Here is a 23,242-nt window from a genome sequence, read left to right as displayed (position 1 = left end):
CAACATATTACAACACATTGAAGCGTAGAAGAAAAACAGATATATCAATAGCAAAGAAATAATTTGTGGTTTTATAAATAAATTCGTATCTTTGCAGCGAATAAACCAAGAGAAGATGAAAATACAGATTATCAATGGGCCCAACCTGAACCTGCTGGGGGTGCGCGAGCCAGGCATCTATGGCAGTGAGTCGTTCGAAGTTTTCCTACCTAAACTGCAGGAGAGATACCCCGATATTGAGATAGATTACTATCAGAGCAATGTGGAGGGCGAACTGATCAACAAGATGCAGGAGGTGGGCTTCAGCTGCGACGGCATCGTGCTGAATGCAGGGGCTTATACGCATACCAGCATAGCGCTGCACGACTGCATCCGCTCGCTGAGATGTCCTGTGATAGAGGTGCATATCTCTAACGTACACCAGCGCGAGGAGTTCCGCCACAAGTCCATGATTTCTGCTGCCTGCAAGGGTGTGATTTGTGGATTTGGACTGGATAGCTATCGCCTGGCTATAGAGGCGATAAAGGAAAAGTGAAGAGTGAAAAGTGAATAATTCATTGCTCGATACATATATCTTGGCCCACATAGAGCCGGAGCCCGACTATCTGTATCGTCTGTGGCGCGCCACCAACATCTATATGTTGCACGGACGAATGGCCAGCGGACACCTGCAGGGACGACTGCTGAAGATGCTGGTACAGATGATACGTCCCAAGCGCATCCTGGAGGTGGGCACATTCAGTGGCTACAGCGCACTCTGCATGGCCGAGGGACTGGAGGAAGGCGGCAAGGTCTATACCTTCGAGATCAACGACGAACAGGAAGACTTTACAAGACCGTGGATAGAGGGGTCACCAATGGCAGACAAGGTGGAGTTCATCATCGGCGATGCCATTAAAGAGGCGCCCAAACTGGGATTGGAATTCGACATGGCCTTCATCGACGGTGACAAGCGCACTTATGTAGAGACTTACGAGATGGTGCTCAACATCTTGAAGCCAGGCGGATTTATTCTGGCAGACAACACACTGTGGGACGGACACGTAACTGACCCAGCCTACGACCGCGACCACCAGACACAGGGCATACGCCGCTTTAATGACCACATAGCGCAGGACACAAGAGTGGAACAGGTTATCCTGCCCCTGCGCGACGGACTGACACTTATTAGAAAGAAATAAAAGAGTAAAAGATTTAATGTTTCATGCTTAATCTTTAATCTTTAATGTTTAATCTTTAATGTTATAAAATGCAAGAAACAAGACAAAACAAGATTGCACGCCTGCTGCAGAAAGAGCTGAGCGTGATATTCCAGGAGCAGACTCGCGCCATGCATGGCGTAATGGTCAGCGTAACGAGAGTGAAGATTTCGCCAGACCTGAGCATCTGCACAGCCTATCTGAGCATATTCCCTTCTGAAAAGGGTGAGGAATTGCTACAGAATATTGAGAAGAGCAGTCAGCAGATACGTTATGCATTGGGCCAGCGCGTACGCCATCAGTTGCGTATCGTACCAGAGTTGCGCTTCTTTATCGACGACTCGCTGGACTATATCGAACGTATTGATGAATTGCTCAAAAAGTAAAAGTGAAGAGTGAAGAGTGAAAAATTTGCTACCGCCACATGAATTTTCCCTTCTATATAGCTCGTCGTTACATATTCTCTAAGAAATCTACGAATGCCATTAATATCATTAGTGGCATCTCGGTGCTTGGTGTTGCCGTGGCCACAATGGCGATGGTGGTGACGCTGAGCGTGTTTAATGGCTTCAGCGACCTGGTGGCTTCATTCTTCACGGCCTTCGACCCACAACTCAAGATTGTGCCCGTAGAGGGAAAGACGGTTGCTGCCGACGACCCCAAGCTGATAAAGATAAAGACACTTGACGAGGTGGCTGTGGCCACGGAGTGCGTGGAGGATCAGGCTATGGCGGTCTATCACGGCAGGCAGGCGATGGTTCACGTGAAGGGCGTAGAGGACAATTTCGAACAGCTCACGCATATCAGGAGTATTCTATACGGCGACGGCACCTTTGAACTGCATGCAGCCGATTTGCATTATGGTGTGCCGGGCATCCAACTGGCCGACCAGTTGGGCATGGGTATCAGCTACAGCGAACCCCTGCAGATCTATGCGCCACGACGTGAGGGACAACTGGATATGAGTGACCCTGCCGATGGGTTTGTGCAGGATGAACTCTATTCGCCTGGCGTGGTGTTTGAGGTGATGCAGGCGAAATACGACCGCAACTACATCCTGACAAGCATCGGCTTTGCCCGTCGCATCTTTGACCAGCAGGGCATGATATCCTCATTGGAACTGCGCCTGAAACAGGGTTGCGATTTTGAGGCGGTGAAAGAGAAAATCAAGGATATTGCAGGCGAGAAGTATCAGGTGATGGATCGCTACGAACAGCAGGATGACACCTTTCGCATCATGAAGATAGAAAAGCTCATTGCCTATATCTTCCTGACCTTTATCCTGATGGTGGCATGCTTTAATATCATCGGTTCGCTGTCCATGCTGATTATCGACAAGAAGGATGACGTGGTGACGCTGCGCAACCTGGGTGCTACAGACCGACAGATTACACAGGTATTCCTGTTTGAGGGACGTATCATCTCGGCCATCGGTGCCATCATCGGTATTCTGATAGGTCTGCTGCTCTGCTGGATTCAGCAGACATTCGGCATCATCTCACTGGGCAGCAGTGAGGGTGCATTTGTCATCAATGCCTATCCAGTGAGCGTACACCCGCTGGATATCATCATCATCTTTATCACAGTATTGGCTGTAGGATTCCTCAGCGTTTGGTATCCCGTACATTATTTCTCCAAACGTCTGTTATCCTAAGGTGATATTCTCCACCTCAACGGGTTCGTGGAGGAATATCTGAGCCTGTTCCTTGAATTTATCAGGATTCTCGGTGGTGAGGTAATGGGCAGTGCCCCCCTTAGAGCACTGCCTTTCCATCTCAGGATGGCGCTCAAGGTATGACTTCAGACTCTCGGCCACATACTCACCCTGAGGCACAACCATCACACCTGCTGGCAGATACTTCAAAATCTTTGGCATCAGCAGGGGATAATGCGTGCAACCAAGGATGATGGCATCTATCTGCGGATCTAGAGCCATAATCTGGTCAATACGCTTCTTCACAAAATAATCGGCTCCTGGGGAATCGGCCTCATTGTATTCCACCAATGGCACCCAGAAAGGACAAGCAACGCCCGACACCTGGACATCAGGATAGAGCTTCTTGATTTCTAGGTTATAGCTCTCGCTCTTGATGGTACCCTCGGTGGCCAGCACTCCAACATGACGGCTCTCTGTGAGCGAGCCAATAACCTCAGCCGTAGGACGAATCACGCCCAATACGCGGCGGTCCTTGTCCCATTTGGGAAGGTCAACCTGTTGGATGGTGCGCAGGGCTTTTGCAGAAGCAGTATTACAGCCTAAGATAACCAGATGGCATCCCATCTCAAACAGGCGCTGCACAGCCTGGCGGGTAAACTCATAAACCACATCGAAGGAACGCGGTCCGTAAGGGGCACGGGCATTATCACCCAGATACAGATAATCGTATTCGGGCAACAACTGACGGATGCCATCCAGGATGGTCAGTCCGCCATATCCGCTGTCAAAGACACCTATAGGACCTGGAGCCTGCGAGAGTTTCATCGATTCAGTTTCTTAACAACAAGTTCATTGACATCGACACCCATTGCCGGCTCGATAAACGGACAGGCATTGGCATCGGTATTGATGACAAGGGCCAGTCCCTGCTCACGGGCAATCGTAGCAATGGCTTCATTCAGATGAATACGAAGAGGTGCCATCAGCTGGGCCTCTGTATCCTTCATCTCCTGAACAGACTGCTGTTTAAAGGCAACATTCTTCTGGAGCATCTCCTGCAGCTCCGTCTGGCGCTTCAAGAGGATGGTACGTGGAAAATCCTTCTGTCCGTCGAGGAAGTCCTCATACTTACGGTTGAACTCGTCCTCCACACGCTGCATCTCAGCATTAAAGGCACTGCGCAGGGAGTCCATACGCATCTGTACGGTGGCATATTCCTTCATTGACTTCAACGCCAGGTCATAACTCAGATAACCAAACTTCAACGCTGGCGCATTGTCCTGTGCCTGTGCTGCCATGGCGATACAGGCAAATATCACTAAGAGAATTTTTTTCATACCTTATTATAAACAGTCTAATGATTCAGCCGCAAAATTAGGCATATTTTCCCAAATAACGAAATGATTTAGCGTTTTTATCAATTATTAATCGTATCTTTGCACAGGAAATAAAACTAAGCAGATGAAAGCATTAAGTCCATTAATCGTATTCCTGGTGCTCTATCTGGTCACAAGTATCGTTGCTCAGGATTTTTATAAAGTACCTATCGCCGTAGCCTTCCTCGTCAGTTCCGTCTATTCCCTGCTCACGGTGAAAGGGACGATGAATGAGCGTATCAATATCTTTGCGAAGGGAGCAGGCAATCCTACGATGGTGCTGATGCTGGCTATCTTCATCCTGGCAGGTGCCTTCGCTGCAGCGGCAAAGACAATGGGGGCTGTGGATGCCACCGTGAACCTGGCCCTGAACTATCTGCCAGAGCAGGCTATCCTCCCAGGCATCTTCCTGGCTTCATGCTTTATCTCCCTGAGTATCGGCACCAGCTGTGGTACCATTGCTGCCCTTACGCCTCTGGCTGTGGGCATCGCCCAACAATCAGGCATCAGCGTTCCTTTGATGGTAGGACTGGTGGTTGGCGGCACATATTTCGGCGACAACCTCTCGTTTATCAGCGACACCACCATTGTGGCCACACAGACGCAAGGGTGCAACATGAAGGATAAGTTCCACGTCAACATCCGCATCGTAGCACCCGTAGCCCTGCTGATGCTTGTTGTCTATTTCTTCCTGGGAACCAGCCTCAACACAAGTGCAGAGGTGGGCGAGGTGAACTTCTGGCTCGTACTGCCCTATCTCGCTGTTGTCATCTTAGCCGTATGTGGTATCAACGTCCTGCTGACATTGACTATCGGCATTATCCTCACTGGTATCATCGGCATCAGTCATGGAACCTACGACCTTTTTGGCTGGTTCAGCGCCATGAACGAAGGTATGATGGGCATGTCGGAACTGATTATCGTCACCATCCTGGCAGGCGGAATGCTGGAGATTATCCGTCACAACGGTGGCATCAACCTCATCATCAAAGCCCTGACAAGGAATATCAATGGAACACGTGGCGGCGAGATGAGCATCGCAGTCCTGACCTGTCTGGTGAATATCTGTACAGCCAACAACACCGTGGCTATCATCACCACCGGCCCGATAGCCAAGGATGTGGCCAAGCGTTTTGGTATCGACCCACGCAAATCGGCCTCTATCCTTGATACAGCTTCCTGTTTCACCCAGGGAATGCTGCCCTATGGCGCACAAGTGCTGATTGCAGCTGGGCTATCAGGTCTGAATCCCATCATTATCATCCCTCACCTGTTCTACCCCATGCTCATCGGCATAGCCCTTGTATTGGCTATTTTGTTCCGTTATCCAAGGAAATATTCATAAGAACCAGACTATTCAACACAATATGAAAAAAGGACTTGTTTTAGAAGGAGGCGCCATGCGCGGACTATGGACGACAGGCATCATCGATGTGATGATGGAACACGACATATGGCCCGACGGGCTCATTGGTGTATCAGCTGGTGCTGCCTTCGGCTGTAACTATAAATCCAGGCAGATAGGACGTGCCATCCGTTACAACATGCGCTTTGCCAAGGATAGTCGCTACAGTGGCATCCGCTCACTACTCACCACAGGCGACTATTTCAACGCAGAGTTTGATTATCATATTGTACCTAAGCAGTATGAGATCTATGACGACGATGCTTTCAACCATAACCCCATGGAGTTTATCGTGGTGTGTACGGATGTGGAAACAGGAGAAGCTGTCTATCAACCACTGACGGAAGCCAACTATGACACCTATGAATGGATACGTGCATCGGCATCGATGCCCCTGGTTTCTAAAGTGGTCAGCATACAGGGACGCAAACTGCTTGACGGAGGCGTGGCTGACTCTATTCCCCTGGCCTACACAGAATCGATTGGTTACGACCGCAATGTGGTGGTTCTCACCCAACCGTTGGGGTATCAGAAAGAGCACAACCGCCTGATGCCCTTGATGCGCCTTGCCCTAAGACGCTATCCAGAGATGATCAAAGCCTTGGACTATCGTCACATCATGTATAACAAACAGCTGGAATATGTGGCTCAGGCCGAGCGTGAGGGTCGCTGTCTGGTGATTCGTCCTGACGCGAAAATTCCCATTGGTCATATCTCGCATAATCCCCAACAGATGCAGCACGTCTACCAGATAGGTCGTGCCATTGGTGAACGCTATATTGAGCGCATCAAGGACTTCTGGGGATAATCTGCAGGGAGAGTTCAAATTATTTCATCATTTATTTGCTGATACTATATATATATGTGGACACTAGTGAACACCAATAATAAAACAGGAAAAACTACGAGAAAGCTTTATATTTTTCTTCAATTTCTTGTTTTATACTATAAAAATATGTAATTTTGTAAACTCAAAAGGCAATGGTGATTATATTGAATTCCAAAATATTACTGTGCCAGCAGGAAATAGTTCTTACTATATATTGGACGTGTTTACAACAAAGATCATTATTATAATAACAATCCTATAGAAGATGAATACACAGAAATTGAAGTGGAGTAAAGGGATATGGATTATCCCAATGCTCATGGTATTAGTACTAGCCTTTGCAGGATGCACAGACGATGAGAGCACCGAAAACGAGCAGTACACAGTTGGAACTATTGAAGTGGCTGCCAACAGCCGCTCAGAGGGCTATAGTCTTGACGGGCTGCCTGTGTCCTATTACCAGGTCAGGGAGAATAAATCCGGGGAATGGACATTGTCGCAGATTGACGGCTTTGACTCTCTCTACGCAGAGAATACTGCCTATGAGTTAAAGGTCAAGATTCTCAAAAACAGCAACCAAACAGACATTCCCAGTCGAATTTATGTATTTCTCAACATTGTAGGCATCACGTCTGAACAGAAATAACCAATGATATCTGTGAGCAAAATGCTCCAACATAAAAGGCCGACATTCGTGATGTCGGCCTTTTATATAATCTCGTCTTATAGATTTTACTTCAATCCCAGCTTAGCCTTAACCTGAGCGGTAACGTCGCTTGAGAGTGTAGTGCTGATATAAGGAATGCCAGCGCTCATATCCATCACGTATACATAGCCACCCTCCTGACCAACAGCCTTGATAGCATCAAGGACCTTGGCGGTGATAGCCTGCATCTTCTCCTGCTGAGCCTTAGCAAGAGCCTGCTGGTTGTCCTGATAGGTCTGCTGGATACGCTGATAGAGATCCTGCAGCTCCTGATTACGACGAGTCTTGATATTCTCGGGCAGGGTAGCCTCCTCCTTCTCGAAAGCCTCAGCCTTCTTCTGGAGTTCGTCCTGCATAGACTTCAAATCAGCCTCATACTGCTGAGTAAGCTTCTCGATGTCTGTACGTGCAGTAGTAAACTCAGGCATAGCCTGGACAATCTCCTGTGTGTTCACGTGACCAAACTTAGCCTGTGCGTTGGCGGTAGTGAAACCGCAGATTGCGCAAAGAGCGCAGATAATAAACTTTTTCATTGTTGTTGTTTTATTTTTATTAAGTTATTTTCGTTAGAACATTATATCGTTATGACGTTATCATGTCGTATGAGTTTAATTGGCGTAGCCCAGTTTGCGCAGCACCTCATCAGAGATATCAATCTTAGGCGAGCCAAAGATGATGCCTGTATCGCTGGCACGATCGAGTACCAGCTGATAGCCACGCAGGTCGGCAACATCCTTAATAGCATTATAGACCTCCTCCTGGATAGGATTCATTAGGGCTGTGCGCTTCTTGAAGAGCTCTCCCTCAGGACCAAAATATTTTTTCTTCAGGTCGGCAGCAGATTTCTCCTTCTCCATAATAGCATCTTGCTTAGCCTGTTTCTGCTCCTTAGAGAGGAAAACCACCTCGTTCTGGTAGTTCTTATACATAGTCTGAGCTTCAGTCATTATGGCATCCACCTCTGCCTGCCATTTCTTCGACACCTGCGACAGTTGTTCGTTAGCACGCTCGTAGGCAGGGATATTCTTGAAGATATAGTCCATATCAACCAAAGCAAATTTCTGTGCAGAGGCCGTTGAGAGACCACAGACAGCACAGATAAAAAGGATTATCAGTTTCTTCATTATCATTAATTTTATAGGTTAGAATTCCTGTCCAAGTATGAAGTGGAACTGACCGCCACCACGCTGCCAGCCTCCATTGTATACCTTGTCGAAACCATAGGCCCAGTCGATACCCATCAGACCCACCATAGGCAGGAAGATACGTACACCGACACCAGCCGAACGTTTCATATCAAAGGGGTTGAAATCACGAGTCTTTGCCCATGCGTTACCACCCTCAAGGAAGCCAAGTCCGTAGATAGTAGTGTTGCCCAACATAAAGGGATAGCGCAACTCCAGCGTGAAGCGGTCGTAGGCATAGGCATCATAGGCACTATAGCGACTGCCACTCCACTCACCACCCTTTACATAGGCAGAAGAAGAGATAGAACCATTATCATAACCACGCAGACCGATGGTCTCCTCAGCATAACTGGTGCTATAGCCACTCATACCGTCACCACCCACATAGAAGGTTTCGAATGGTGACTTCTTGTATTTATTGTAAGAGCCCAGCAAACCAAACTCTACACGAGTCATCAGCACGAAGCATTTCTGACCATCTGAGAGGGCTGTATAGGTACGGCTCTTGAACTTCCACTTGTGATACTCCACCCACTTATACTTTGACGACTGCTCGCTCTGGTAGCGCTCATAATCGTTGGTATAAGTATCCTGGGTAGCCAGATTCTTATAATCCTTGCCATCAAACAAAGACCAAGGTGGCGTAAGGGTTACAGAGAGTGAGAACTCTGAACCATGACGTGGGAACAAGGGGTTATCGGTAGAATTACGTGTCAGCGACAATCCCAGGTTGATATTGTTACAGTTACCATTGGAAATCAGGAAGTACTGCCAGTCTTTCAGCATATAACGCTGATAAGCCAAGGTAGCCGAGAACTGGAAATAGTCATCAGGCCAGCGCAGACGCTTACCCCATCCAACGGAGATACCCAACAGTTTCACATATTTATCGTCATCAAGGAAACTATCATAGTTATAGTAGCTGCTGTTGTATGAACCCGTGCCATACATGTAACTATAGATATTGTTCATGTAGGCTGAGTTGTAATAGGTGCTCGACACGTCACTCTGCTTAGAATAATAGACACCTACGTTGAAGGCGTTAGGACGCTTTCCGCCAAACCAACCCGTAGAGTAGTTGGCACTATAACTGCTATAGTAACGACCATTTGTCTGGAAATTCAAGCCAATCTGCTCACCATCACCAGCAGGCAGGAAGCCACGGCGCAGCTTGTTCTTACCAAGGAGGTTGCGCAAAGAGAAGTTATTGAACTTGACACCTACACGACCGATGACACCAGTCTGTCCCCAACCAAGTGAGAGTTCCAACTGGTCATTAGATTTCTGCTCCAGGTTCCAGTCTACGTCAACAGTACCATCCTGATAGTTAGGCTTCACGTCTGGGCTCACCGACTCAGGGTCGAAGTAACCCATAGAAGCGATTTCACGAGCAGAACGCATCAGGGCATCCTTTGAGAAGAGATCACCAGGCTTGGTACGGAGTTCACGGCGCACTACCTCCTCATAGAGGCGGTCGTTACCAAAGATACGTACATTGTTCAAGTGAGCCTGCGGACCTTCTGTGATACGTACCTCCACATCTATAGAGTCACCCACAACATTGATATCTGTTGGCTCCACACTAGAGAACACATAACCATTATTATAATAGAAGTTATGTACAGCATCATCATCCTCTATCAAGCGCTTGTTCATGAGTCGCTGGTTGTAGACATCGCCTTTCACCATTCCCAGCGTCTTATTCAGAGCATCGGTATTGGCAACGGTATTACCAACCCAAGTGATATTACGCAGATAGTATTTCTCACCCTCCTCTATCTTGACATACACGTTGACGTGCTTGTCGTCAACCGTCCACACAGAGTCCTCAACGATTGTTGCATCACGGAAACCCATCTCGTTATACTTGTCGATAAGGGCTTGCTTAGCCTCACCATAGCGCTCTGGAGTAAATTTCTTGGCCTTGAAGAAATTGCCCAGTTTGCCTGCCTCATGAATCTTACCAAAGGCACCCTTAGAGAAGAAACCACCCTTGATTTTCTTGTCAGCCACCTTTTCATTACCATCAAAGATAATGCGGCGAACCTTCATCTTGGCTTTCTTATCGATATAGACATCGAGCACCACCTGATTCTTACCCGTTACATCATCGCTCTGACGGATATCAATCTCAGCATTCTTATAGCCTTTATCATCAAAATACTTTGTGGCCAGGATCTTAGCACGGTCAATGAGGTTCTTCGTCAGACTCATGCCCTTGGCCATACCCAGTTTGTTCTCCAAATCCTCGCGCTCGCTCTTCTTCACACCATGATATTCAATATTGGTGATACGAGGACGCAGGGACAGATGGATACAAAGATAGACCTTAGAATCCACGATAGAGTCGGCGGTGATTGAGACATCTGAGAACAAGCCATGTTTCCAGTAACGCTTCACAGCCTCCGTAATCTCACTGCCAGGAACCTCGATACTCTGCCCTACACGAAGTTGCGACAGGTTAATCAATACGAAATCCTCATAGCCCTCTACACCTTCTACGGTGATACCACCAATCTCACACTGACGGGGAGTACCAGCATAGGAGATATCGGGGTTTACTATCTTATTCTGTGCTGAAGCATACAAAGGCAAGAAGGTAAGAAGGCAAAGAGGCAAGATACCTTTCACCAATCCTTTCACCTTATTTATAATATAATAATGGGTCACTTTAATTTGACTTTAACATTTTTACCTTATTACTTTTCCTCCTCTTCCACCTGCGCCTCGGTCTTACCAAAACGACGCTGACGGCTCTGGAAACTCTGAATAGCCTTACGCAGCTCCTGCTCACCGAAGTCGGGCCAGTAGGTGTCGCAGAAATAGAGCTCTGAGTAAGCTATCTGCCATAGCAGGTAGTTGGAGATACGTACCTCGCCACCCGTACGGATCAGCAGGTCGGGATCGGGCATAAAACTTGTCCACAGGTGCTCATCGACGGTTTTCTCATCGATAGACTCTGGAGTGAGGGTCCCATCCTTCACCTCCTGTGCCATCTTCTGCATAGCACGTACAATCTCAAGCTTCGATGAATAGCTCAATGCCACAACCATTGTCATCGCATCATTCTTTGCCGTATGCTCTTCCGTCTCACGCAGTTTCTGCTGTACAGCCTCAGGCAGTCGACCTAAGTCGCCTATCACACGGAAACGCACATTATTCTTCATGAAGATCTCATCCTCGAGTGAAGAGAGAACCAATCCCATAAGTGCAGCCACCTCATCATCGGGGCGGTTCCAGTTTTCAGTAGAGAAGGTATAGAGCGTGAGGTACTTCACACCCAGTCGTGTACATTCTGACGTGATGCGACGTACGGCCTCAACACCGGCCTGATGACCATAGGTGCGCTCCTTGCCACGTTCCATGGCCCAGCGACCGTTACCATCCATAATAATGGCAATGTGCTGTGGGATGCGCGTCATATCCAGTTCTGCTGTCATATTTATATTACAGTTTCAATTATCAATTCCGTTAGTCCTTATCGTTATGACAAGTCTTACATTTCTCCATGAACTCATAGGTCAGCGAGAGTTGCAAAGTGGTGTAGCAATCGGTATTCTTAAACAGATCGCTGCTCTTGATGCCGTAGGGATCACGAATACCATCCAGTTTATCGCTGCCCGAGATATGCATCAACCATTCTGCCGTGAGGTTCAGACGGTCCATCAACTTATACTTCACACCAAAACCGATAGGTACCTGAAAAGCCACTACCGACTTATCTCCTTTAGCAAAAGCGAGGCCTCCGCCCAAAGTGATAAAAGGTGTCAACGGCTGTGCACCGTGATATTCCCGTCCTGTACCGAAAGGCCAGAAGTTATATTCATACTTGACGTTCAAGTCAACCAGCTTCGTAGAGAACGACGTAGGGACATCAGTACCACCAGGATACCACGTGCCAGCATTCTCTGCCTCACCCTTCAGTTGTCCGTAGTTCAACGTAGCTGCCCACGCCATACGGGGGTTCATCTTGTATTTTGCCACCAGTCCCCCCATGGGCTGCATCTTCTTGAGAAGGTTACCATTGTAATCGCCCAGATAGTTCATCAGGCCAACACCGGCACCCAACTCCATCTTATATTCCGGCTCGTCCTGAGCCAATATAGTCTGAGTGAAGAGTGAACAGTGAAGTGTGAAGCATACAAATAGTATTTTCACCCATACTGTTGAGATATGATATTTACCTTCGCTCATCACTGCTTATATCTTACATCATCATTTCTTTCCCAGCCATACCTCACCAGCATCGGTGACCACCCAAAGGCGGTTCTGACTATCGGCAGCAAGACTCATCACAGTTCCCTGCAAATCTGTAGGCAACGCATATTTAGAAGATTCCTTCCATGTGATGCCCTGATCAGCTGACTGATAAATCACCTTATCACTGCCAAGCGCCAATACCATATTATTATAATAGGCCAGTGATAAATGCTGCAGCACAGGCAAAGCATAAGGATTGTTCAGGTCAACAGGCATATATACCCATTTTCCACCCTTCGAAACACCACCATACTGATTAATCTTACGCCATACACGAACCTGATTCTGTGCATCGTTACCCACCATCAGCAGGTAATCGGTAGAATCCAGTGGAGTATAATCCCATGATGTCATAGCGATATCGCTAACAGGCAACAGAGAAGCATCCTCGTCAAGCGTCTCATCCAACCAAGTTGCGCCATTATCTTCTGAACGCTTCATCATGCCGTCGGTACCCAAAGCAAAGAGGCCCTTTGTGCCTACGCCAACCAACTGCTTCAAAGCTGCTGTACCCATGACAGTCCAGTTATCCAGATCCTCAGAGCGCTCCACATTGGTACCATTCAGTCTGAAAGCACAATTATCTGCAGTCACCACGTTCTGGTCAACCAAACGGACACTATCTCCAAAAGCCACCAGATGGTTTTCGCTCCATCCCTGCAAATCAGCACGCGTATCCACCTTATTCCATTCGAAAGAAAGACCGGCACTCTCATCGACAAAAAGAGTTACTGTATAATCACGATAGCCCTCCATATTCGTAGGGAAGACACGGAAGACACGAGGTGTAGTGAAATCGATAGAGTCACTGGTACTGAAGAAACGAATACTGTCGCTAGTAAGTGACTTCAAGGTTACAATAGCATTATTCAGGGTAGAGACACTACTGATGGTCACGTGAGCCAAGTCTGTACCCGATGGCAACAGATCCTGGTTATAGATACGATAACTGTTCTGGTCGATAGCCATGTTATAGTTCGAGCCTGTCAATGTAGACTTGATAATGGTATCGTTACCAGTGTCAGAAGAGGTTGAATGGGTATATCTGTTCAGCGTACCCAAAGTGAAGGCCGTAATAGCCATATCACTATATACTGTTGTATCATCGTCGCCGTTGCCAAGGCACGAAGTCATCGTCACTAATGCGCCAAGCATCACACACAGCGGCTTAAAAAGTTTTTTCATCTAATCTTGTTTAAACAATTTGGTTGCAAAGTTAAGCACAAATCTGCAAAAAGCGGACATTTTCACCACTTAATTAAACAAAATATATCATTATTGCCCTGATTTTAAGTTGTTTTTAGGATTTTGTATGGTTTATTTACCGCTATATGGCAGACTTACTGGTAAAATGAGCATAAAAAAAGAGTGCGGTATGAATCGCTCACCCCGCACTCCTTTCAACGGATGTTAGTATTCATCAGAGTGATAACACTCAGAATTGTGGAAATAACCACTAATACCAACACACACGTTGTTTGAAAATCTAATAACATAATCTTTACCTTAATTCTATAAAACTACTAACCTAATGAATAACGTGTGTGTAATCATCACGACTACATTGCAAAGGTACAAATTATTTTGTATTACAAGTGTAGGATAAACGCTTTAGTTTGCGCAAACACCCACAATTCTTGATTTAAATCAAGTTTATGTGTGTAATTTTGCATTTTATTGTGCGTTCATTGCCATCGTTAACCCTACAACTATACCAACCAGCACCACAATAATCAAAACCGCAATTGTGATGATAGCGAATGAAGCAACGAGGCCCAGGATGGTACGAAGGTACGAATAACCACAGAGTTGTTTGAGTGCAACAATACTCAATATCGGGGATATAAAGCCGATGGTATCCAAGTTCACGCAGAAGAAACTGAATACTATTGAGACGATATTCATCATATTAGTAATATAAATCATCGCCACAAAGAACTCAGTATAATACAGATCCGGGATTGCCGGACAATTCCTGAAGAGCACATAAAGTGGCAAAGAGAGCACCAACAACCAAACCAGTTCTACCACTGTCTGATGGTCGATAAGGAATCTGATGAAGACCTTGAGCGTACCATTTATTTTTTCTCCGAAGTCCAGACGTTCATTATCTGTGCCTGACTTCACTCCAGCTTTCTGCTCAGCAGGGGCAGTCCGTATATCCATATCAATACTTCTCTCGTAAGCCTGTACAACCTTCACCAACTGATTTTCACCTCTTATATTAAGACCACTATTAACCACGATAGATAAAGTTGCCAAGAGGAAAAACATCTTAAACGGTGGAAAATAGGCCATCTGCATACCGCCCAGATAATCGCGAATCATATAGCCGGGACGCAACAACAAGTCGCGAATACTACGAAACATACCACGATTACCCAGTCCCCAGACGTCAAGAAACAACAGAAAAGCCGTCTTCATCGAATAACGTCCGATACGTGACGACTGTCCGCATCGCGGACAATAATTACCTTGATAACTGGTGCCGCAGGTGGCACAGGTATGTTCCTCCTGTGTGAGTGGAGCCACCTGATAAGGACGCTGTTGCCACTCTTTGAACACACGGTATTTCTCTTTCAGATTCATTGTTTCTAATGGTTAGTAAAAAACAAAAACAGGCATCTGCACCATTCCGTGTAGACGCCTGTTTTATCGTTATGTCGTAGGACCTAAGGCTTAGAGCTTAGGACCAGCAGCTACGAGAGCCTTACCAGCCTCGTTGCCCTCATACTTCTTGAAGTTCTTGATGAAGCGAGCAGCCAGATCCTTAGCCTTCTCCTCCCACTCAGCAGCATTTGCATAAGTGTCGCGGGGATCCAGGATGTTGGTGTCTACGCCCTCAAGCTGTGTGGGAACCTCGAAATCGAAGAAAGGAATCTTCTTGGTAGGAGCGTTCAGGATAGCGCCACCCAGGATAGCGTCGATAATACCACGAGTATCGCGGATAGAGATACGCTTACCAGTACCGTTCCAACCAGTGTTAACGAGGTATGCCTTAGCACCGCTCTTCTCCATCTTCTTAACCAGCTCCTCAGCGTACTTTGTGGGGTGCAGCTCGAGGAATGCCTGACCGAAGCAAGCAGAGAATGTAGGAGTAGGCTCTGTGATACCACGCTCTGTACCAGCCAGCTTAGCTGTGAAACCAGAGAGGAAGTAGTACTTAGTCTGCTCAGGAGTCAGGATAGAAACGGGAGGCAGTACGCCGAATGCGTCAGCTGACAGGAAGATTACGTTCTTAGCGTCAGGACCTGCACTCTTACCATTCACCTTCTTTACAACCTTCTCGATGTGATCGATAGGATATGATACACGAGTATTCTCAGTTACGCTCTTGTCAGCGAAGTCGATCTTACCAGCCTCGTCAACAGTAACGTTCTCCAGCAGAGCATTGCGACGGATAGCGTTGTAGATATCGGGCTCAGACTCCTTGTCGAGGTTGATAACCTTAGCGTAGCAACCACCTTCGAGGTTGAACACACCCTCGTCGTCCCATCCGTGCTCGTCGTCACCAATCAGCAGACGCTTAGGATCGGTAGACAGAGTGGTCTTACCTGTACCAGACAGACCGAAGAAGATAGCGGTGTTCTTACCCTCCATGTCGGTGTTAGCAGAGCAGTGCATTGAAGCGATGCCCTGGAGAGGCAGGTAGTAGTTCTGCATAGAGAACATACCCTTCTTCATCTCACCACCGTACCATGTGTTGATGATAACCTGCTCGCGGCTTGTAGTGTTGAAAGCAACACAAGTCTCTGAGTTCAGACCCAGCTCCTTAAAGTTCTCAACCTTAGCCTTAGAAGCGTTATAGATTACGAAGTTAGGTTCGAAGTTCTCCAACTCCTCAGCAGTAGGCTGGATGAACATGTTGGTAACGAAGTGAGCCTGCCATGCTACCTCAACGATGAAGCGAACAGCCAGACGAGTACCCTCGTTAGCGCCACAGAAAGCGTCAACAACATACAGATTCTTATTGCAGAGCTCCTTAACAGCGATTTCCTTAACCTTAGCCCATACGTCCTCGCTCATGGGGTGGTTATCGTTCTTATACTCCTCAGAAGTCCACCATACCTTATCCTGGCTCTGTGCATCCTTCACGATGTACTTGTCCTTAGGTGAACGACCAGTGTAAATACCAGTCATCACGTTTACAGCGTTCAGCTCGGTGTTCTGACCCTTGTCGAAACCAGTCAGACCAGCCTTTGTCTCCTCTGCGAAGAGAGTCTCATACGAAGGATTGTGAGCAATCACGGTAGAACCTGTGATGCCATACTGTGTCAAATCTAACTTTGCCATTTGTTTTTGATTTATTTAAAAAATTATACTTTCGACTATTTTAACGGCTGCAAAGGTACAAATAATTGGTGAAAGGTGAAAGGTGAAAGGTGAATATTTTGTGCGCACACAACCATTTTTATGTTAAAGTATCTCAAAACAAGAGTCAGTTTAAAGGTTTTGCAACCCGCAGTTAGCAATTATCGTGCAAAAATAACTATCTTTGCAATCAAAAATCTAAATTTATGAAAGTCATTAATTTCTCAGAGCAAAATTCGGTCATCAATCATTTCATGGCCGAGGTTCGTGATAAGAGTTATCAGAAAAACCGTCTGCTGTTTCGTAACAACATTGAACGTATTGGTGAGATGATGGCCTATGAGCTGTCGAAGACCTTGACCTACAAGCCCAAAACGGTGACCACGCCCCTTGGCACTATCGACATCCCCATGATTAAGGACGAAGTGCTGCTGGCTACCGTACTGCGTGCCGGACTGCCTTTCCACCAGGGATTCCTGCGCGTGTTTGACCATGCAGAGAACGGCTTTGTATCGGCATTCCGCATGTATACCAATCGTGAGCATACCGAGGTAGGCATCCACACAGAATACATGGCTTCGCCCAGCGTGAAAGGCAAGACCCTCATCATCGTTGACCCCATGTTGGCTACAGGTGGATCAATGGTAGCTGCCTATGAGGCTCTTCTGAAAACTGGCAAGCCTCATCAGGTGCATATCGCCAGCGTAATTGGCACGCCAGAAGGTGTTGAAATGTTACAGAAGAGCGTATCCGATGATGTTACGCTATGGTGCGCAGCCATTGACCCCGGCATGAATGAGCACAAATACATCGTACCAGGTTTCGGCGACTGCGGCGATCTCTGCTTTGGCGAAAAACTCTAAATAAAAACCCCTCCATTCCGGAGGGACTTTATTATTCCACAGGGATACTTATTTTCCTGGTCAGTTTACGCTGTTTGTCCTTGACGGTAAGCGTGAGCTGACCTTTTTCTTTTCCAGCCTGACAAACCACGACCAACTGTCCTGCGAAGAGCTTCATCGTGGGTTCAGTAAAGACCTCCAGACTCGTAGGGTCACCATTGCAGACTGCACGGAACTTTCCCGCACCACTGACTTCAAATGAGAGCTGGTCTGTAGCATCAGGAATCAGCGTACCATTCTTATCCACCAAACTGACAGTGACATAAGCCAGGTCATTACCATCGGCTTTGAGCTTTGAGGTTTGAGATTGGAGGTTGGAGGTTTGCGTCCATACTTCCGCCTTCAGGGCAGCAGCTTTGCCTGCTGTACGCATCACCTTCTCTCCAGCAACACTTCCTTCGTCATCATAGACCACCACCTTCACCTCACCAGGCTCATATTTCACATTGTTCCAGCGCAGGCGATAGCGGTCCAGACGACTATCTTTGTTTTTCTTGATGCGCCCCTGACTCTTACCATTGACAAAGAGTTCGCCTTCATCATAATCGGTATAGCAATAGACAGGCGTTACCTTGCCTACCCTCTCCTTTCCCCATGTCCAATGAGGCAACAAATGGATGGTATGTTCCTTTTTATTCCAATGCGAGCGATAGAGATAATAACGGTCCTTAGGGAGTCCGGCCAAGTCGCAGATACCAAAATACGACGAGCGCGAAGGCCAGTACTCATCATAAGGCGTGGGCTCACCAAGATAGTCGAACCCCGTCCATACGAACTCACCAATCACCCAGTCCTTATCATCCTGCCATTGCCAGTCATCATCGGGCAAGTTACTCCATGAGCACCATTCCACATCATAGCCCGAGCACTGACCATCAGGGTGAACACCCTTATCCGTAGGCGTTACAGGGAAATAATAGGTGCCACGCGAAGAGACCGTAGAGGCCGTTTCCGAGCCTAACAGGAAGCCATGCGTTAGCGTATCATGCGCCTTTTGGTATTTATTCAATCGGTAATTCAGTCCAGGGATATCCATTGCCTGCGCGAAACCACTGGCCAGTGCATTATCCACACGATCCATGCCCTGAGTAACTGGGCGTGTTGCATCAAGAGAATGTACCAGTCCCTGCAAGCGAATGGCCATTTCTCTTCCCTCCTCACTCCATTGTTCAGGAATCTCGTTGCCGATAGACCACATGACGATGGACGGGTGATTCCTATTCGCCTTCACCAGATTCGTGATATCCTTGTCGGCCCACTGGTCAAAGAAGCGCGCATATCCATTCTTACACTTAGGATACTTCCACATATCAAAGCTCTCGGCCATCACCATCATTCCCAGTGAGTCACAGATATCCATCTGCCACTGGCTCGGCATATTATGAGCCGTGCGGATAGCATCGCACCCCATCTCCTTCATAATCTTTATCTGGCGAATCAAAGCAGCTTTGTTGACTGCCGCGCCCAGTGGTCCGAGGTCATGATGCAGACAGACACCCTTCAGTTTTCGCGTCACACCATTCAGCTGGAAACCCTTTTCCTTCGACACTCTGACGGTGCGTAAGCCCAATTTCATCGTTTTCCGGTCGATGGCCTTACCGAAGTCGTCATATACGCTGGGGGTGCTATTGCCATCACAAAGCGTAACACGTAAGCCATAAAGATGAGGTGTTTCCGGAGACCACAGTTGGGCATCTGGAATCATGAACGTGCCAACGGCCTTACCCGACCCTTTTTTCATAGGTGCAGGTGAGACCCATTTTTTCTCTTTATTATCAGGCGAAATGAGTTCCATGACAACAGGCAGTCCTTGGCCAGCATTAATAATGGGAACCTCCACCACCAATTTAGTATAATCCGTACCATTTTTTCTCTGAGCGTGCAACACTGTCCTGGTGGTGATACCCCAGTCGTCAATACGGGCCTGCTCTGGAGTAAGGACAAGTGTCACAGGTCGATAGATGCCTGCACCAGGATACCAACGCGAGCTCTCCTCCACATTCTTCAGATGCACCTCCATCAGGTTCTCACCCTTTTTGATAAAAGGCGTGATATCCACACGGAATGTATTATAGCCATAAGCCCAATAGCCAGCCTGTTTGCCATTGATATAGACTGTAGGTTCAGACATTGCACCATCAAATACAAGTTCTGCATGACCGCTAAAATCCTTAGGAATCGTGATAACTCTTTTGTAATATCCTTCACCTATCCAAGGTAGAGCCCCACTGCGCCCGCTCTTCTCTGTCGCATTTTTTTCACCATTCTGTTCAATGGCAACCGTTTGCAGGTCCCACTTCTTGTCAAAGGGGCCACTGATAGCCCAGTCATGGGGTACTCTCACCGTTTTCCACGCCTGTTTATCACGCGAGAACTGCCAGTTGTCTTGTAAAATAAATTCTTGTCTCGATTGAGCTTGTGCAGACAATATGCCAGCCAGTGCCAAAGTTAATAATTGAATTTTCATATACGTTTTTAGCAGATGTTTTTTGACGAAGAATCGTCCTTGTCGGCTACAAAATTACACATTTTTCTTATATTTCTTAATATAATCGTTTGTAATTTCACGATTTTTGATTAATTTTGTGCCCTAAATAAATCTAAATACAATAATTCATTCATTAATTTTTCAATCATTTATGTGGTTATTTAATTCATCAATTGGTAGAAAGGTGGTAATGTCTGTTACTGGCATTGCGCTCATTCTGTTCTTGACATTCCACTGTGCAATGAACATCGTAGCGCTTTTCTCTGGTGAGGCTTACAACACCATTTGCGAATTGCTGGGTGCCAACTGGTATGCTCTCGTAGCTACTATGGGTTTGGCTGCCCTTGCTGTCATTCACATTGTTTTCGCGTTTATCCTCACGGCTCAAAACCGTAAGGCTCGCGGTAACAGCCGTTATGAGGTTTCAACTACCGTCAATCCCGGTAAGGTTGAGTGGGCCTCTAAGAACATGCTCGTGCTGGGTCTGATTATCCTGATTGGCCTGCTGGTTCACCTGCAGAATTTCTGGTACAACATGATGTTTGCCGAGATTGCAGGCTTCACCAATGGTCACAGCCCCGCAGACGGTTTCGCATTCATTATTGACACTTTCTCACACTGGCCTTTGGTAGTGCTCTACCTCGTTTGGTTCGCCGCCATCTGGTTCCACCTGGCACACGGTTTCTGGTCAGCTATGCAGACTTTAGGCTTGAGCGGTAAAATTTGGCAGAAGCGCATGCAGTGCTTCGGTCTCATCTATGTGACCCTCCTTATGCTGGGCTTCACTGTTGTAGTGCTGGGCTTTGCCTTCGGTTGTGCTCCTTCACTCAACTGTTGTCCCGATGCTGCTTGCTGTGATGCTGTAGCTGCCTGCTGTCAGTAAATTGTTTAATGGATATAGAAAACTGAATATTATTATGGCAAAAGTATTAGATTCAAAGATTCCTGCAGGACCAGTGCCTGAGAAATGGAAGGAATATAAGGCTCATCAGCGACTGGTTAACCCCAAGAACAAGCTGAAGCTCGACATTATCGTAGTAGGTACCGGTCTGGCTGGTGCTTCTGCAGCAGCTTCACTCGGTGAGATGGGCTTCAACGTGATCAACCTGTGCATTCAGGACTCTCCCCGTCGTGCTCACTCTATCGCTGCTCAGGGTGGTATCAACGCTGCCAAGTGCTATCAGAACGATGGCGACTCTGTTTACCGTCTGTTCTACGATACTGTAAAGGGTGGTGACTATCGTGCTCGCGAGGCCAACGTTTATCGTCTGGCTGAGGTATCAAACAATATTATCGACCAGTGTGTGGCTCAGGGTGTTCCTTTCGCTCGTGAATATGGTGGTATGCTGGCCAACCGTTCATTCGGTGGTGCCCAGGTAAGCCGCACGTTCTACGCTAAGGGTCAGACCGGTCAGCAGTTGCTGCTGGGTGCCTACAGCTCACTGAGCTGCCAGGTTAACGCTGGCAAGGTGAAGCTCTACACCCGTTACGAGATGGAGGATGTAGTCATCGTTGATGGCCGCGCTCGTGGTATCATCGCCAAGAACCTGGTTACTGGCGAGCTGGAGCGTTTCTCAGCTAACGCCGTAGTTATCGCTACTGGTGGTTACGGTAACACTTACTTCCTCTCTACCAACGCTATGGGTTGTAACTGTACCGCTGCTGTTCAGTGCTATCGTAAGGGTGCTTACTTTGCTAACCCCTCTTACGTTCAGATTCACCCCACCTGTATCCCCGTTCACGGCGACAAGCAGTCTAAGCTGACGCTGATGTCTGAGTCACTGCGTAACGATGGTCGTATCTGGGTTCCAAAGAATATCGAGGATGCCAAGAAACTTCAGAAAGGTGAGATTCAGGCTTGGGATATTCCCGAGGAGGATCGCGACTACTATTTGGAGCGCCGTTATCCCGCCTTCGGTAACCTTGTTCCCCGTGACGTGGCTTCACGTGCCGCTAAGGAGCGTTGCGACAAGGGCTTCGGTGTGAACAACACTGGTCTGGCTGTGTTCCTCGACTTCTCTGAGTCTATCAACCGTCTTGGTCTTGACGCCATGAAGCAGCGCTATGGCAACCTGTTCGATATGTACGAAGAGATTACCGACGTTTATCCTGGTGACTTCGGTAAGGAAATCAATGGCGTGAAATACTATAAGCCCATGATGATTTATCCCGCTATCCACTACACAATGGGTGGTATCTGGGTTGACTACGAACTGCAGACCACAATCCCTGGTCTCTTCGCTATCGGTGAGTGTAACTTCTCTGACCACGGTGCCAACCGTCTGGGTGCTTCTGCTCTGATGCAGGGTCTGGCCGATGGTTACTTCGTATTGCCTTACACCATCCAGAACTATCTCGCAGATCAGGCTGTATGGCCAAAGGTTTCTACCGATCTGCCTGAGTTCGAGGCTGCCGAGAAGGGCGTTAACGCCGAGATCGACCGTCTGCTCAACATCAAGGGTAAGCGTTCTGTTGACTCTATTCACAAGGAACTGGGTCACATCATGTGGGAATATGTAGGTATGGGTCGCACCGCTGAGGGCCTGAAGGAAGGTCTGAAGAAGATGCACGAGCTCGAGAAGGAGTTCGACACCAACCTCTTCGTTCCTGGCACTAAGGAAGGTCTCAACGTGGAGCTCGACAAGGCTATCCACCTGCGCGACTTCTTCACAATGGGTCAGCTCGTAGCATTCGACGCTCTCTCTCGTAACGAGTCTTGCGGTGGTCACTTCCGTGAGGAGTACCAGACCGAGGAAGGCGAGGCTAAGCGCGACGACGAGAACTACTTCTACGTAGGCTGCTGGGAGTATAAAGGCAAGGGCAACGAGCCTGAGCTCATCAAGGAGCCACTGGAGTACGAGGCAATCAAGGTACAGACACGTAACTATAAGAACTAATGTGCAAGCCGAAGGCAGAGTCAAG

At 47.5% G+C, this 23,242-nt stretch carries 21 protein-coding genes; 10 read left to right on the top strand and 11 right to left on the bottom strand.

The genetic code is table 11. The features are described from left to right. Positions 1-115: 115 nt before the first annotated feature. From aroQ to L6466_RS00385, 4 genes are all read left to right on the top strand, one after another. On the top strand, positions 116-535 hold the full coding sequence (gene aroQ, locus L6466_RS00400; RefSeq protein WP_091853454.1) for a type II 3-dehydroquinate dehydratase: 420 nt from the start codon (positions 116-118) through the stop codon (positions 533-535). A gap of 10 nt (positions 536-545) precedes the next feature. Then, positions 546-1,181 (top strand): O-methyltransferase, encoded by a 636-nt coding sequence (locus L6466_RS00395; RefSeq protein ID WP_237813019.1) that lies wholly within the window; start codon positions 546-548, stop codon positions 1,179-1,181. 68 nt (positions 1,182-1,249) lie between these two features. Next, positions 1,250-1,585 carry a 30S ribosome-binding factor RbfA gene (gene rbfA / locus L6466_RS00390; RefSeq protein ID WP_091817540.1) on the top strand — a complete coding sequence of 112 codons (336 nt, stop codon included), beginning with the start codon at positions 1,250-1,252 and terminating at the stop codon, positions 1,583-1,585. 38 nt (positions 1,586-1,623) lie between these two features. Next, positions 1,624-2,853, top strand: a complete 1,230-nt coding sequence (locus L6466_RS00385) for an FtsX-like permease family protein (RefSeq protein ID WP_237802410.1) — start codon at positions 1,624-1,626, stop codon at positions 2,851-2,853. Here L6466_RS00385 and murI read toward each other — a convergent pair. Together murI and L6466_RS00375 are read right to left on the bottom strand one after the other, a co-directional pair. After that, the gene (murI, locus tag L6466_RS00380) at positions 2,845-3,681 is read right to left on the bottom strand and encodes a glutamate racemase (protein WP_237793779.1); all 837 of its coding nucleotides are present in this window, start codon (positions 3,679-3,681) and stop codon (positions 2,845-2,847) included. The two genes, L6466_RS00385 and murI, sit on opposite strands and share 9 nt — an antisense overlap. Then, positions 3,678-4,193 carry an OmpH/Skp family outer membrane protein gene (locus L6466_RS00375; RefSeq protein ID WP_091817548.1) on the bottom strand — a complete coding sequence of 172 codons (516 nt, stop codon included), beginning with the start codon at positions 4,191-4,193 and terminating at the stop codon, positions 3,678-3,680. Before L6466_RS00375 ends, murI begins: the two co-directional genes overlap by 4 nt. A gap of 124 nt (positions 4,194-4,317) precedes the next feature. Between L6466_RS00375 and L6466_RS00370 the strand changes: the two genes are divergently transcribed. The 3 genes from L6466_RS00370 to L6466_RS00360 all read left to right on the top strand — a co-directional run bounded on the left by L6466_RS00370 (position 4,318) and on the right by L6466_RS00360 (position 7,112). Beyond that, positions 4,318-5,577: a Na+/H+ antiporter NhaC family protein gene (locus tag L6466_RS00370; protein WP_237793781.1), complete on the top strand. Its 1,260-nt coding sequence runs from the start codon at positions 4,318-4,320 to the stop codon at positions 5,575-5,577. A gap of 22 nt (positions 5,578-5,599) precedes the next feature. Next, a complete protein-coding gene (locus L6466_RS00365; RefSeq protein WP_237793783.1) occupies positions 5,600-6,445 on the top strand; it encodes a patatin-like phospholipase family protein in 846 nt (281 codons plus the stop codon). Between the two features lie 340 nt (positions 6,446-6,785). Then, complete coding sequence (locus tag L6466_RS00360; RefSeq protein ID WP_237793785.1) at positions 6,786-7,112, top strand: DUF4377 domain-containing protein; 327 nt, start codon at positions 6,786-6,788, stop codon at positions 7,110-7,112. An 86-nt stretch (positions 7,113-7,198) separates the two neighbouring features. Here L6466_RS00360 and L6466_RS00355 read toward each other — a convergent pair whose 3' ends face one another. From L6466_RS00355 to pckA, 8 genes are all read right to left on the bottom strand, one after another. Continuing rightward, positions 7,199-7,705 carry an OmpH/Skp family outer membrane protein gene (locus L6466_RS00355; protein ID WP_237793787.1) on the bottom strand — a complete coding sequence of 169 codons (507 nt, stop codon included), beginning with the start codon at positions 7,703-7,705 and terminating at the stop codon, positions 7,199-7,201. A 75-nt stretch (positions 7,706-7,780) separates the two neighbouring features. Continuing rightward, entirely contained in the window at positions 7,781-8,296 is a 516-nt protein-coding gene (locus tag L6466_RS00350) for an OmpH/Skp family outer membrane protein (RefSeq protein WP_091817564.1), read from the bottom strand. A gap of 18 nt (positions 8,297-8,314) precedes the next feature. Further along, complete coding sequence (locus L6466_RS00345; RefSeq protein ID WP_431356526.1) at positions 8,315-10,993, bottom strand: BamA/OMP85 family outer membrane protein; 2,679 nt, start codon at positions 10,991-10,993, stop codon at positions 8,315-8,317. 65 nt (positions 10,994-11,058) lie between these two features. Beyond that, on the bottom strand, positions 11,059-11,799 hold the full coding sequence (locus tag L6466_RS00340) for an isoprenyl transferase (protein ID WP_091817572.1): 741 nt from the start codon (positions 11,797-11,799) through the stop codon (positions 11,059-11,061). 31 nt (positions 11,800-11,830) lie between these two features. Then, positions 11,831-12,553, bottom strand: coding sequence for a type IX secretion system protein PorG (porG, locus tag L6466_RS00335; RefSeq protein WP_237802416.1), 723 nt, complete (start codon positions 12,551-12,553; stop codon positions 11,831-11,833). 21 nt (positions 12,554-12,574) lie between these two features. Then, positions 12,575-13,804, bottom strand: a complete 1,230-nt coding sequence (locus tag L6466_RS00330) for a DUF6242 domain-containing protein (RefSeq protein ID WP_091853424.1) — start codon at positions 13,802-13,804, stop codon at positions 12,575-12,577. Positions 13,805-14,293: 489 nt separating this feature from the next. After that, a complete protein-coding gene (locus tag L6466_RS00325) occupies positions 14,294-15,208 on the bottom strand; it encodes a DUF3667 domain-containing protein (RefSeq protein ID WP_237793805.1) in 915 nt (304 codons plus the stop codon). Between the two features lie 90 nt (positions 15,209-15,298). Then, positions 15,299-16,912, bottom strand: coding sequence for a phosphoenolpyruvate carboxykinase (ATP) (pckA, locus tag L6466_RS00320; protein WP_091853421.1), 1,614 nt, complete (start codon positions 16,910-16,912; stop codon positions 15,299-15,301). Positions 16,913-17,136: 224 nt separating this feature from the next. Here pckA and upp point away from each other — a divergent pair, with 224 nt between their 5' ends. Beyond that, positions 17,137-17,793, top strand: a complete 657-nt coding sequence (gene upp / locus L6466_RS00315; RefSeq protein ID WP_237813018.1) for a uracil phosphoribosyltransferase — start codon at positions 17,137-17,139, stop codon at positions 17,791-17,793. 31 nt (positions 17,794-17,824) lie between these two features. On the opposite strand, the gene L6466_RS00310 is transcribed toward upp, so the two are convergent. Continuing rightward, a complete protein-coding gene (locus L6466_RS00310) occupies positions 17,825-20,299 on the bottom strand; it encodes a glycoside hydrolase family 2 TIM barrel-domain containing protein (RefSeq protein WP_237813017.1) in 2,475 nt (824 codons plus the stop codon). Between the two features lie 172 nt (positions 20,300-20,471). Between L6466_RS00310 and L6466_RS00305 the strand changes: the two genes are divergently transcribed. Together L6466_RS00305 and L6466_RS00300 are read left to right on the top strand one after the other, a co-directional pair. After that, entirely contained in the window at positions 20,472-21,203 is a 732-nt protein-coding gene (locus L6466_RS00305) for a succinate dehydrogenase/fumarate reductase cytochrome b subunit (RefSeq protein WP_237813016.1), read from the top strand. 34 nt (positions 21,204-21,237) lie between these two features. Further along, on the top strand, positions 21,238-23,217 hold the full coding sequence (locus L6466_RS00300) for a fumarate reductase/succinate dehydrogenase flavoprotein subunit (RefSeq protein WP_237813015.1): 1,980 nt from the start codon (positions 21,238-21,240) through the stop codon (positions 23,215-23,217). Positions 23,218-23,242: the final 25 nt, after the last annotated feature.

It is taken from the genome of Prevotella communis (assembly GCF_022024175.1).
In the GTDB taxonomy this organism is placed as follows: domain Bacteria; phylum Bacteroidota; class Bacteroidia; order Bacteroidales; family Bacteroidaceae; genus Prevotella; species Prevotella communis.
This window is presented reverse-complemented; position numbering and strand designations above follow the sequence as displayed.

Excerpts from the sequence above, each read along its gene's own strand:
- aroQ (WP_091853454.1), top strand. The coding sequence starts at position 116 with ATGAAAATACAGATTATCAATGGGCCCAACCTGAACCTGCTGGGGGTG.
- rbfA (WP_091817540.1), top strand. The coding sequence starts at position 1,250 with ATGCAAGAAACAAGACAAAACAAGATTGCACGCCTGCTGCAGAAAGAG.
- L6466_RS00385 (WP_237802410.1), top strand. The coding sequence starts at position 1,624 with ATGAATTTTCCCTTCTATATAGCTCGTCGTTACATATTCTCTAAGAAA.
- murI (WP_237793779.1), bottom strand. The coding sequence starts at position 3,681 with ATGAAACTCTCGCAGGCTCCAGGTCCTATAGGTGTCTTTGACAGCGGA.
- L6466_RS00375 (WP_091817548.1), bottom strand. The coding sequence starts at position 4,193 with ATGAAAAAAATTCTCTTAGTGATATTTGCCTGTATCGCCATGGCAGCA.
- L6466_RS00370 (WP_237793781.1), top strand. The coding sequence starts at position 4,318 with ATGAAAGCATTAAGTCCATTAATCGTATTCCTGGTGCTCTATCTGGTC.
- L6466_RS00365 (WP_237793783.1), top strand. The coding sequence starts at position 5,600 with ATGAAAAAAGGACTTGTTTTAGAAGGAGGCGCCATGCGCGGACTATGG.
- L6466_RS00360 (WP_237793785.1), top strand. The coding sequence starts at position 6,786 with ATGGTATTAGTACTAGCCTTTGCAGGATGCACAGACGATGAGAGCACC.
- L6466_RS00355 (WP_237793787.1), bottom strand. The coding sequence starts at position 7,705 with ATGAAAAAGTTTATTATCTGCGCTCTTTGCGCAATCTGCGGTTTCACT.
- L6466_RS00350 (WP_091817564.1), bottom strand. The coding sequence starts at position 8,296 with ATGAAGAAACTGATAATCCTTTTTATCTGTGCTGTCTGTGGTCTCTCA.
- L6466_RS00340 (WP_091817572.1), bottom strand. The coding sequence starts at position 11,799 with ATGACAGCAGAACTGGATATGACGCGCATCCCACAGCACATTGCCATT.
- porG (WP_237802416.1), bottom strand. The coding sequence starts at position 12,553 with ATGAGCGAAGGTAAATATCATATCTCAACAGTATGGGTGAAAATACTA.
- L6466_RS00330 (WP_091853424.1), bottom strand. The coding sequence starts at position 13,804 with ATGAAAAAACTTTTTAAGCCGCTGTGTGTGATGCTTGGCGCATTAGTG.
- L6466_RS00325 (WP_237793805.1), bottom strand. The coding sequence starts at position 15,208 with ATGAATCTGAAAGAGAAATACCGTGTGTTCAAAGAGTGGCAACAGCGT.
- pckA (WP_091853421.1), bottom strand. The coding sequence starts at position 16,912 with ATGGCAAAGTTAGATTTGACACAGTATGGCATCACAGGTTCTACCGTG.
- upp (WP_237813018.1), top strand. The coding sequence starts at position 17,137 with ATGAAAGTCATTAATTTCTCAGAGCAAAATTCGGTCATCAATCATTTC.
- L6466_RS00310 (WP_237813017.1), bottom strand. The coding sequence starts at position 20,299 with ATGAAAATTCAATTATTAACTTTGGCACTGGCTGGCATATTGTCTGCA.
- L6466_RS00305 (WP_237813016.1), top strand. The coding sequence starts at position 20,472 with ATGTGGTTATTTAATTCATCAATTGGTAGAAAGGTGGTAATGTCTGTT.
- L6466_RS00300 (WP_237813015.1), top strand. The coding sequence starts at position 21,238 with ATGGCAAAAGTATTAGATTCAAAGATTCCTGCAGGACCAGTGCCTGAG.